11 protein-coding genes are annotated in these 10,467 nt (G+C 64.8%); 9 read left to right on the forward strand and 2 right to left on the reverse strand.

Annotated elements, in window-relative coordinates; translation table 11 throughout:
- From BM249_RS20525 to BM249_RS21455, 3 genes are all read left to right on the forward strand, one after another.
- On the forward strand, nucleotides 1-351 hold a 351-nt coding region (locus BM249_RS20525), incomplete at its 5' end, for a transposase (protein ID WP_143103824.1).
- A gap of 428 nt (nucleotides 352-779) precedes the next feature.
- Nucleotides 780-1,574, forward strand: a complete 795-nt coding sequence (locus BM249_RS20530) for an ABC transporter permease (RefSeq protein WP_091975446.1) — start codon at nucleotides 780-782, stop codon at nucleotides 1,572-1,574.
- 487 nt (nucleotides 1,575-2,061) lie between these two features.
- Nucleotides 2,062-2,250 (forward strand): hypothetical protein, encoded by a 189-nt coding sequence (locus tag BM249_RS21455; protein ID WP_143103825.1) that lies wholly within the window; start codon nucleotides 2,062-2,064, stop codon nucleotides 2,248-2,250.
- A gap of 255 nt (nucleotides 2,251-2,505) precedes the next feature.
- Here the strand turns inward: BM249_RS21455 and BM249_RS22070 are convergent, their stop codons facing one another.
- Entirely contained in the window at nucleotides 2,506-3,582 is a 1,077-nt protein-coding gene (locus BM249_RS22070; protein WP_244528891.1) for a methyl-accepting chemotaxis protein, read from the reverse strand.
- A 296-nt stretch (nucleotides 3,583-3,878) separates the two neighbouring features.
- Between BM249_RS22070 and BM249_RS20540 the strand changes: the two genes are divergently transcribed.
- The 3 genes from BM249_RS20540 (at nucleotide 3,879) to BM249_RS20550 (ending at nucleotide 5,870) form a co-directional block, all read left to right on the forward strand.
- Complete coding sequence (locus BM249_RS20540) at nucleotides 3,879-4,217, forward strand: STAS domain-containing protein (RefSeq protein WP_091975449.1); 339 nt, start codon at nucleotides 3,879-3,881, stop codon at nucleotides 4,215-4,217.
- 26 nt (nucleotides 4,218-4,243) lie between these two features.
- A complete protein-coding gene (locus BM249_RS20545) occupies nucleotides 4,244-4,609 on the forward strand; it encodes a response regulator (RefSeq protein WP_091975451.1) in 366 nt (121 codons plus the stop codon).
- 136 nt (nucleotides 4,610-4,745) lie between these two features.
- On the forward strand, nucleotides 4,746-5,870 hold the full coding sequence (locus BM249_RS20550; protein WP_091975453.1) for an HD-GYP domain-containing protein: 1,125 nt from the start codon (nucleotides 4,746-4,748) through the stop codon (nucleotides 5,868-5,870).
- Between the two features lie 584 nt (nucleotides 5,871-6,454).
- Here the strand turns inward: BM249_RS20550 and BM249_RS21810 are convergent.
- The gene (locus BM249_RS21810; protein ID WP_177232477.1) at nucleotides 6,455-6,628 is read right to left on the reverse strand and encodes a hypothetical protein; all 174 of its coding nucleotides are present in this window, start codon (nucleotides 6,626-6,628) and stop codon (nucleotides 6,455-6,457) included.
- An 85-nt stretch (nucleotides 6,629-6,713) separates the two neighbouring features.
- On the opposite strand from BM249_RS21810, the gene BM249_RS20555 reads away from it, so the two are divergent.
- The 3 genes from BM249_RS20555 to BM249_RS20565 form a co-directional block, all read left to right on the forward strand.
- Entirely contained in the window at nucleotides 6,714-8,750 is a 2,037-nt protein-coding gene (locus BM249_RS20555) for a chemotaxis protein CheA (RefSeq protein ID WP_091975457.1), read from the forward strand.
- Nucleotides 8,750-9,211 carry a chemotaxis protein CheW gene (locus BM249_RS20560; protein ID WP_091975455.1) on the forward strand — a complete coding sequence of 154 codons (462 nt, stop codon included), beginning with the start codon at nucleotides 8,750-8,752 and terminating at the stop codon, nucleotides 9,209-9,211. The genes BM249_RS20555 and BM249_RS20560 overlap by 1 nt, the downstream gene beginning before the upstream one ends.
- 28 nt (nucleotides 9,212-9,239) lie before the next feature.
- Nucleotides 9,240-10,467, forward strand: a 1,228-nt coding sequence (locus BM249_RS20565) for a HAMP domain-containing methyl-accepting chemotaxis protein (RefSeq protein WP_143103826.1), incomplete at its 3' end; no start/stop codon positions are given.

Below are 10,467 nucleotides of genomic sequence, written 5' to 3' on the forward strand. Positions count from 1 at the left end.
GCTGTGGTCGCGCGCGTGCTGCAGGATGACGAGGCTGCCAAGGTCGTCGACCTCGGCCGACGGTTCTGTCGGATCGTCCGCAGCCGCTGCGGCGGCGGGCTGGCCATGCCCAGCATCGCCCCCGCCTTCGACGCTTGGCTGTCCGACGCCCGTGCCTGCGGTGTGCGGGAGGTCGAGAGCTTCGCCATCACCCTCGCTCAGGATGCAGCCGCTGTTCGTGCCGGCCTTCGCCTGCCTTGGAGCAGCGGACAGGCCGAGGGGCAGGTCAACCGCCTCAAGCTCCTCAAGCGCACCATGTACGGCCGCGCCAAGCTCGACTTCCTGCGCCGACGCTTCCTCCTCGCAGCATGATCCACCAAACCTGGCAATGAACCACCCCGTGGGGGCGAATCAGGACGCCTTCGCGGCTTTCAGACCTGACGAATGCCGAAACTATCTCATCGCCGCTGGATACGATGACTATGAGCTAACCTGAACGGGCACGGTTCTAGCTGCGGTCATTGCCTTCGTTTTCCTCGGAAGTGACGCGACGAAGAACATCGTTCCGATGGGGGACATTCCAGCAACCGCCAAGTGAGCGCCTCCTGGCCCCCGCTTCCCCCATCACTCGCCGCTAGGATCGGGGTCTGCTCCGATAGTGACCGGTCCACTGGCCGGTGGGGTTTCGGATCTTGCCCACCGGTCCGGATGTCAGGAGACGACCCGCCATCCCACGCGCATTTTTGACGCCTTCCCAGTGTAGGCCCTTTAAAACCCGTCGCTGTCCGTCGAGATCGCCCATGTCCCATTACGAACCTAAGCAGCATGTCGAGCGGAGCGACTGGGTCGTTTACGCTTATGTGATTCACGCCCTCATGCTGCGCGACATGCGGACCCGGTTCGGCGGCTCGTATTGGGGCTATTTCGTCGTCGTCATGTGGCCCGTGGCCCACATCTTCCTGATTGTGGCGATCATGGTGGTTCGCGGCATCGCGGCACCGCTCGAGGGAAGCACCGCGCTCTTCATTGCCACCGGTGCCGTGCCGGCCCTGGTGTTTCAATATACCTCCCGCGAGGCGATGAAAGCGATCTTCACCAATAAGCCCCTGACCTACTATCCACAGGTCAAGCTGTTCGATTTGATCGTGGCGCGTTATATCGTCGAGGTGGTCAAAGGCTTCACGGGCCTCCTCGTCGTCTTCGCGATCCTGGCCTGTTTCGGAATCGATCCAATACCCGACGAGCCGATCATGGCCGTCGGAGGCTATTGTGCCGCGCTGCTGCTCGGGCTGGGGATCGGCGCGATCAATGTTGGTATCCTGTCGTTTTTTCCAGGGTGGCAGATCGGCTACCTCTTGGTGACGGTCTCATTGTACTTGACATCGGGTATTTATTTTTTGCCGCAATTCTTGCCGCCTCAGATTTATGAGGCCATGAAATGGAGTCCCATCGTACAGATCATCGAATGGGTCAGGCTGGGCTATTATCCGGCTCTCGGGATCAGCGTCGATTATCTCTACGTAATCGGCTGGGGATTGGGGTCGCTCACGATCGGTCTCATCATGGAGCGAACGCTGGTGCGGCGTCTGGCGTGAGGCCGGGACTACCTCGTCCCGATGCACATGGGGCGCTTCGGGTCGAGGCTTGGAACTTCCATGTCGCACCGGCATCCGAAGGCCGCTGTCCGATAGACGCCGAACGGAAAGGCAATCCAAGGATCGGCCAGTCCAAAGTGTAGGATCGGGACGGATCTCACCGGCATCACGGGTGATTCTGCCGGCGTAGGTGATGTTGAGAACGGGGCCAACGCGCGGGGTGGGATCGATCCGGGCCATCGCAGTCGCGGCAATGCGTGATGACAGTGCCAGGGTGACCGGGCGTGTGCGATCCCCCCGGCCCGCTTCAGGGCCGAGTGCGGATCATGCCGGTCCGGTAGGGCTGCGCGCCTCCCCCGAACGGAGCATCTCGACCGGCGGGAAACCGGTACGATTCGAAGACGCCCACGCGCCATTTCCCATCTGGGGTCGGCTGAGGTATTCCAAGCTTCGCTTTAAGGCCGACGTCATCACGCAAGGAGACTGGATGACCAAAGACGTGCAGCTCGATCGCTCTGCCTCGCCGCTCGCATCTGTCTCTGACGAGATCCACCCAAACCAACCGAAGCCTGTGCCGGACGGGCCTGCGGAAATCCAGCCTCCGGCATCCGCCGACGATCCCGAATCGGCCATGGCCCATGTCGAGAGTTTCGAGGGCTTCAGTTCCTTCGGCTGAGTGCCATCCGGTTAAACCATCGACCGGCGCCGTCGCCTTCTCGAGGCCATCCTGCACGCGGGAGGGGCTACCACGATGCCCCGCCTGTGCGAGCCTCCGGCGTTGGTACAGGTAGGAAATCTCGCCGCCTATTCCGCCCAACTGGGGAGCGTGGTTCGTCGAACCCAGGGCACTCTCGTCCTCTCCGGACCACCCGGACGCGGCTTTGCCACGGCGGGCGACGCCAAAGTCGCCGTCCGCCGTACCGGGGACCGATCAGAACAGATCGATGCCGTCGAGGTCGTCGTCTGTGGTCGAGGGGATGGGGGGCGCATAGGCGCTGCCTGGGAACAACTGCTGCTGGAGACGTCCCCGAACCTCCCCGAGGGTACAGCGTGCGACGGCGGCCTCGAGCCACGCCTTGTCCGGCTCCGCCCCCCCGGCAGCCGGGACGGTCGAGCGTGTCGTCTCCTCGAACTGGCCGAGCGCCGTTCCCAGGGCTTCGAGCATATAACCGGTGTTCTGCAGGCGCTGCTTGGCCAGATCCTGGAATTGCATGCCGACGATGGCCGCGGCCACATCTCCGGTGATCGCCTGCGTCGTCTCGGCCGTCTGTTGCAGCACGTCGGAGACTTGGGCGTTCTGCTCGATCAAGGTCTGCATCACCATCCGCACGCGATCCTCGGCGAGATGGCTCTCCTCCGACATGTTGACGGCGGCGATGTCGTTGAGCAGCACCCGGCTGCCGCGAAGCCCGACGGCGATACCCCCGATCTGCTCCTTGATGGTGTTCGACAGGCCGTTGATCGAGCTGGCCAGGGCACGAACCTCGTCGGCGACGATGGCGAAGGCCCGTCCCGCTTCCCCCGCGCGGGCCGCTTCGATCTTCGCGTTGAGGGCGAGGAGGTTCGTCTGGCGATTGATCCGCTCGATCTGCGCGACGCTGCCCTCCACGGAAACGAGTTCGGTCAGTACGGCGTCGAGGGCGTCGGCGGTCTCGCCGCCGCGCGACGACAGGAAGGCCACCTTTTCCATGAGGGCCGAGAGCGTCTCCCCGAGGCCCGAGGCGACTTCGGAGAGGTGGAGGGACTTGCCCTGGATCTGCACGGTCTGGATCGACGCGACGAGGTTCCGGACGATATCCGCCTGATTTTGCGTCGTCGCGGCGATGTTCTGGAAGCGGTCCGACAGATTGTGGACGTTGTGCTCCACGTCGGTGGAGGTGAGGTGGATCTCGCCGAGCAGGGCTTCGAGCGTCCGGCGCTGCAGCGTCGACAGGCCGAGCCAGCCCTGAAGCAGGTCGATGGAGTTCGGCCCGGCCTGGACGGCGGACGCCTGGCTGTCCGTATCCACAGCGGTGTCGCGCGGGGCAGAGGAGGGCGCGGCCATCGGCAGGGAAGGGCGCCCATGATCGAGGTCACGGTCCCGTCGCGGCGCCCATGGGTTGGAGAAGCGCTTGCGCGCTTCCAAAAGAGCCTCCGTGGCCATCGTTCGGCACCCTTGTCCATTCATGTCCGTTCCGAAACGACGTCCCGCGCAGGGACGTCGTTTCGGGCAGCTTCCACTCTCGTCGGGTGGGCTTTCCGAAATATTAGCGTTCGGAATAGTTTGTCGCTCCACGTGAGCTTCACGGAAGATTTACAACCGCCATGGCCAAGCTGGTCGGCGTCCGGTGTTCCGTCCGGGCCTCGCGAGTCCCGAGTTTTGCCATGTCCGCTCCAGCGATCCTCAAATTGCCCGACGATTGCAGCATTCGAACCATCCAGGCCCTGCATGGCGACCTCGGTGCGGCGTTCGCCCGGACTTCGGACCTCACCCTCGATTGCGGGGAGGTCGCGCGGGCCGACATCGCGTTCGTGCAACTTGTCGTGTCAGCGGTCGGAACGGCGCGCCGCCAATCCAAGTCCCTTCGTCTCGCGCACGTGCCCGACGTGGTGATGACTGCCTTCCGGCGTTCCGGCGTTTCGCCCGAGAGCCTCGTTTCCTGATACCGCGATTCCGGAGTACCCTATTCATGGCCACCATTCTTGCCGTCGACGATTCTCCGAGTATCCGACAAATGGTCAAGGTTGTCCTCGCTGGAGCGGGGCATACGGTCATCGAGGCTGGCGATGGCGCCGAGGGCATCGCCAAGGTGAAGAGCAACACCGTCAATCTCGTCATCACCGATCTGAACATGCCGGTGATGAACGGCCTCGACATGATCAAGAATTTGCGGGGCCTGCCCTCGGTCACGGGCGTGCCGATCCTGTTCCTCAGCACCGAGTCCGACGAAGGGATCAAGCAGCAGGCCAAGGCCGCCGGCGCGACGGGTTGGATCACCAAGCCCTTCAAGCCCGAGCAACTTCTGGCGGTGGTCGCCAAGCTGATACGGGCCTGATGTCGGACGGCCTCCACGGTGCCTGCGCGACTCCCCGGCGAGGTCTCCGCAGGACGATCCACCGCGACCTTTCCCAGGGTCGCGGCACCGCGTCGGGGCGGCGCGGCAACCATATGACTAGGACGGACGGGCGACAATGAACCGGCTGCAGCATCCTGCCGCCTCTCCGGAGTACGCCGATCCGGCCGTGATGTCGGGCGACGAGATCGTCCGGGCCCTCCCCGACATGCGCGCCCTCGTCATCGACGACACGCAGTCCAATCTCGATCATTTGAAACAGGTGATCACCGGGATCGGCTTGCGCGAGTGCCATGGTTATTCCGATCCCGTCGTCGCCATCGCGGCGGCAGGGACGACGGCCTTCGACCTCATCGTCGTCGACTATCTCATGCCGGTTCTGACCGGGCTCGACGTGATCCGGCATCTGCGTGGGCAACCGAACCACCGCACCGTCCCCATCGTCATGATCACCGGGCAGATCAGCGAGCAGGTGAAACTCGCGGCCATCGAGGCAGGCGCGACGGACTTCCTGTCGAAATCCGTCGGTCGGACAGAGCTCACGGCCCGTTTGCGCAACCTGGTGAAACTGTCGGCCGCCTTGCACTGGATGAACAGCCAGGCGTCGTTGCTGGAGCATGCCCTCAACGTCGCCACCCACAAACTCCTCGAACGCGAGGAGGAGATGATCCTTCGCCTCTCCCGCGCTGTGGAATACCGGGATAACGATACCGGTAGCCACACCGTCCGGGTCGCGGTCTACAGCCGGATCATCGCAGAGGAGCTCGGTCTCTCGGCCGACACCTGCCGCTCGATCTACCTCGCCGCACCCCTGCACGATGTCGGCAAGGTCGCGATCTCGGACACGATCCTCTTGAAGCCAGGCCGCCTCGATCCCGACGAGTTCACTCGAATCAAGAGCCACGCGGCCATCGGTCATGAGATCCTCGCGGGCAGCAAGAGTGAGCTCATTCAACTCGCGGCCGAAATCGCAGGCGCCCACCATGAGCGCTGGGACGGCAGCGGCTATCCGGCTGGCCTGCGAGGGAGATTGATTCCCCTAGCCGCTCGCATCGTGGCCGTGGCCGACGTGTTCGATGCGTTGACGACGGAGCGCCCCTACAAAGCGGCCATGCCGTTCGAGGAGGCCCTGGCCTATATCGATAGCGAGCGCGGCAAGCATTTCGATCCGACCTGTGTCTCCGCGTTCCTCTCGGGACGCCAGCGGATCGAGGACGCGGCGCGCCTTTACGCCGACCACTGAAGCGAACGGGCATCGGAGCGGCCGCGCCGCTCCCGCACGATCCCGGCCTTTGTCCCTCACGCACGAATCGATCCCAGGGGATGTGGTCCAGGCCAGCCGTACCCGTCCGCGCGCCTGAAGCGGTGCCCGCTTGAGGAAAGCAGTCGCGGGACCGGAAGGCCCTCAAGACACTTGCGGATGACCGAACGCCGCCATTCTCAAGGGACCGAATGGGGGGCCGGATGCCCCGGTGGCGGTGGTACTTCGAAACCTCTGCGGGCCCCCCATTTCCCGGCCCGCACGTCCTCCCCCCTCCCTGCATAACCCGCCGACGCCAGAACCGCTCCTCGTTCGGGGGCGGTGCGGCGGCGAAGCGAACCCGATTCCGCCGGTCATCGGGCCTGCGACGGATGGGAGACCGCTGCGTAATCGCGTCGAACGGCCATAATCCGCACAGGAAAATCATCCTTCCGCGCTCGATGCAACGGGAGCGAGGCGCGTCGCGTCCTTCGCTTCCCCTTCGGAAGGGCTGCGGAATGGGCCGCATCGGCTGCCCCAAGGATGATCCTGTGATTATGGTATAAGCGTATTATCTTATAAATTGATCATTCTATCTTGATGTTCGGTGTTGGTTTACGCTGGAATCCTGGGGCGTAACCGGAAATTATCTTTTGATGCAGTATTTGTTTTAGGTGGGGAACAGAACTGCGTGTGCCGATGAATGTTCCGATGGGCTTCGGATCGGCGACGCGCCGCTGCGGCCCGACACGGCGGGACATGGCCGGTTCGTCCTCGGACGGCCTGCCCGAACCGACGCGGCATCCGGCGGACCAGACCCCGCGCACGAACAGGCCCGGAGCAGAGATGAGCAGCCTCGATCCCATCGAAATCTTCAGAACGGAGGCCGCCGAGCTTCTGGACACCCTCGAGTCGACCCTCCTCGACCTCGGCGAGAAACCCGGTAGCGCGGTGCTCATCGACACCGCCTTTCGAGCCCTGCACACCATCAAGGGGTCGGGCGCCATGTTCGGCTTCGACCGCGTGGCCGCGTTCACCCACGATTTCGAGACGGCGTTCGATCTCGTGCGCCAGGGCAACGTTCCGGCAAGCGTCGAACTGGTCAACGTGTCCCTGTCGGCCAAAGACTACATCCGGATGCTCATCGAGGATCCGGACAGCACTTCTGATATCATCGGTGAAGCCGTCCTTGAAGAGTTGAAGCACCTCGTCGCCGGGTCCGCGCCGGCCCCGGTGCCCGCGGCCGCGACGGTGGTGCCGCAACCCGTCGCGGATGCGGCCTCTGGATGGCGCATGGGCGTCGTGTTCGATCCTGGCATCCTGCGCAACGGCACCAATCCCCTCGCCCTCCTCGACGATCTTCGGGATCTCGGCTCCTGCGAGATCACCCCCCGCCTCGACGGAGTCCCCGACCTCGCCGCCCTCGATCCGGAAGCCCTGGCGATCGCGTGGGACGTCACCCTGACCGGCGACGTGAGCCGGGAGGCCATCGACGACGTTTTCATCTTCGTCGGTGACGAGGTGACGCTGACCCTGACCTCCCTCGATGAGGAGGTTCCCGTCGCCACGGCGCCGGAGAAGCCGGTCGACACCGTGCCCGCTTCGGGGCCCGTTCCGCCCGCCCCGGCTCACCGGCCGGCGCCGGCCGCGGAGGCGATGGCTCAGGCCCCCGAAGCCCGCGCCGCTGCCCGGCGGCCCGACGACAGATCCTCCGCGACGGTGCGGGTCGAAGCCAGCCGCCTCGACGAACTCATGGACCGGGTCGGCGAACTCGTCATCGCCCAGGCCCGCCTCAGCCAGCTCGCCGGCCTCCAGGCCGATCCGGGGATCAAGTCGATCTCGGAGGAGATCGAGCGCCTCTCCGCGCGCCTGCGCGACACCACCATGGGCATCCGCATGGTGCCGATCGGCTCGCTCTTCAGCCGCTTCCGGCGCCTCGTCCACGATCTCTCGCGCGATCTCTCCAAACCCGTCGACTTCGTCACGGAGGGCGAGGACACCGAGCTGGACAAGACGATGATCGAGCGCCTGGCCGATCCCCTCGTCCACCTCATCCGCAACGCCATCGACCACGGCATCGAAGACCCCGTGCGTCGCGGCGCCGGTCCCAAGGATCCGACGGGCCGCATCTCGCTCACCGCCGAGCATGTCGGGGCACAGGTCCTCGTCAGCGTGCGCGACGACGGCGCCGGCCTCGACGCGGCCCGGATTCGCGCCAAGGCCGAGGAGAAGGGCCTCGTCGCCCCGGGGACGCCACTCACCGATCAGCAGATCTACCAGTTCCTGTTCGCACCCGGCTTCTCCACCGCCCAGGAAATCTCGGCCCTGTCGGGGCGCGGCGTCGGCATGGATGTCGTCAAGAAGACCATCGAGGGCCTGCGGGGCACCATCGACATCTCCACGGTGCCGGGGGCGGGCACCACCGTGTCCCTGCGGCTGCCGCTGACCCTGGCGATCATCGAGGGATTGCTGATTCGGGTCGGGGAGGGGCGTTACGTCCTGCCGCTCTCGGCCGTCGAGGAATGCGTCGAGCTGCCGGAGGCCGACCGCAACACGAGGGGGCGCGACTTCCTCAACATCCGCGGCGAACTCGTGCCGTTCCTGCGCCTACGTAGCCTGTTCGGCGCCGAGGGCGAGCCGGATCCGCACCAGAAGGTCATCGTCATCACCGCCGGTGACGCCCGGATCGGCCTCGTGGCCGATCAGATCATCGGCAACCACCAGACGGTGATCAAATCGCTGTCCAAGCTGCACGCGGATGTGACGACCTTCTCGGGGGCGGCGATCCTCGGGGACGGCACCGCCGCGCTCATCATCGACGTCGGTCAGCTCGTGGCTGGCGACGGGGCCGAGAGAATCCAAGATTTCCAGGAGGTGGCGTGATGGCTGAGACCGCCGAGGCCGTTCGGCAGGAGGGCGCCCTGCAGGTCGTGATGTTGCGCATCGGAGCGGAGACCTTCGCCCTCGACGCCAACATGGTGCGCGAGATCATCGATCCGATTCCCGCGACGCGGGTCGCGGGAGCGCGGGCCCACCTCGCCAATGTCGTGAACGTGCGGGGCAACATCGTGCCCCTCGCCGATATCCGCGAGCGCTTCGGCATGCCGCCGACGGCGGCCACGCGCGACACCCGGTTCGTGGTGATCGAAGTGCCCATCGAGGACGATCCCGTGGTGGTCGCCCTCGTGGCCGACAAAGTGTTCGAGGTAACAGAAATCAATTTCGACGAGCGTCAGGCAATTCCGAAGATCGGAACCAGCTGGCGCCCTGAATACATCAAAAACATTGTCAAATTTGGGGATGAATTCGTCATCATCCCCGATATCGAGCGTGTGCTGAACTAATTATATTGACTGATTTGGAGGAGCTACGATGCGTTTCACGATCAAAGCCAAGCTGGGGGTCGCCTTCGCGCTCGTCCTCCTGATGCTTGGGGGAATAGGCACCCTCGCGATCACGAGCTTGAGCAGCTCCAACGATCGGATGCAGGCTTTCGCGGCTCGCCCCTTCTCGCAGATCCAGCGGGTCCTGCGCTTCGAGTCGATGTCCTTCGATGCGGCGCGGATGTTTGCGCGGTCCCTGCTCGAACCCACGAACGCGTCCCGCGAGAAGCTGTTCGCCGACTTCAAGGCGCATGACGCCAAGTTCCAGGGTCTCCTAAAGGATTACACCGATCTCGTGCCGGTGGAGGAGCGTGCCCGGATTCAGCCCCTGCGCGACAACTGGACCAAGCTGAGCGAAGCCGTGACCAAGGGCATGGAGTTCGCGGTTCTGAACGGCAACAACACGGCGGCCAATCTCTCGACCACCGAGTTGCCCGCCACCTTCGCGGACGTGACGACCCGCCTGTCCGATCTCAAGAACCGCGCCGACCTCTCCGTCGAGGGACGGAGCCTGCTCGAGGGACTCGAGGTCAAGGGCTATCAGATGCGCGGGGATCTCTACCGCGCCGTCGTGATCACGGATGAAGCCGCGCTCGCGAAGACCGCCACCGCATTCGGTGACTTGCGCAGCGCCCTCTACCGCGATCTCGTCAAGCTCGCCGAACTCGGAGCGACCGGCGGCTTCTCCGACGGCGTCGGCTCCCTCACCACGGCGGTGCGGCAGTGGACGGCGGTGGCCGACAAGATCTTCGCCCTCGGCGTCGCCAACACCGATGCGAAGGCCCTGCGCACCTATGTCGGCCCGTTCACCGACGCCCGCAAGGCGGTCGTGGAGGAGGTCGCCAAGCTGCGGTCTTACGAAGAGCAGGTGGCCCAGACCTTCGTGCACGATACGCAGGGGGCTTATGAGTCGACCCGTACGATCACGATCACCGTGGCGGTCAGCGCGGTCCTGCTGGGTATCGCCATGGCCTCTTGGATCGCGATCACGATTTCCCGTGGCCTGTCCAAGGCGGTGGCCTCGGCCCAGAGCGTCGCGGCCGGCGACCTGACCAAGGATGTCGCCGTCACGGGACGCGATGAGATCAGCGATCTGCTCTCGGCGATCCAGGCCATGACGGTGAAGCTGCGCGGCGTGGTGACGGAAGCCCTTATGGCGGCGAGCAACGTGTCGTCGGGCTCGCAGGAACTGTCGGCCTCGGCCGAGCAGCTGTCGC

The organism is Methylobacterium gossipiicola, assembly GCF_900113485.1.
In the GTDB taxonomy this organism is placed as follows: domain Bacteria; phylum Pseudomonadota; class Alphaproteobacteria; order Rhizobiales; family Beijerinckiaceae; genus Methylobacterium; species Methylobacterium gossipiicola.

Excerpts from the sequence above, each read along its gene's own strand:
- BM249_RS20560 (WP_091975455.1), top strand. The coding sequence starts at position 8,750 with ATGGCTGAGACCGCCGAGGCCGTTCGGCAGGAGGGCGCCCTGCAGGTC.
- BM249_RS20555 (WP_091975457.1), top strand. The coding sequence starts at position 6,714 with ATGAGCAGCCTCGATCCCATCGAAATCTTCAGAACGGAGGCCGCCGAG.
- BM249_RS20530 (WP_091975446.1), top strand. The coding sequence starts at position 780 with ATGTCCCATTACGAACCTAAGCAGCATGTCGAGCGGAGCGACTGGGTC.
- BM249_RS21455 (WP_143103825.1), top strand. The coding sequence starts at position 2,062 with ATGACCAAAGACGTGCAGCTCGATCGCTCTGCCTCGCCGCTCGCATCT.
- BM249_RS21810 (WP_177232477.1), bottom strand. The coding sequence starts at position 6,628 with ATGTCCCGCCGTGTCGGGCCGCAGCGGCGCGTCGCCGATCCGAAGCCC.
- BM249_RS20540 (WP_091975449.1), top strand. The coding sequence starts at position 3,879 with ATGGCCAAGCTGGTCGGCGTCCGGTGTTCCGTCCGGGCCTCGCGAGTC.
- BM249_RS20545 (WP_091975451.1), top strand. The coding sequence starts at position 4,244 with ATGGCCACCATTCTTGCCGTCGACGATTCTCCGAGTATCCGACAAATG.
- BM249_RS20550 (WP_091975453.1), top strand. The coding sequence starts at position 4,746 with ATGAACCGGCTGCAGCATCCTGCCGCCTCTCCGGAGTACGCCGATCCG.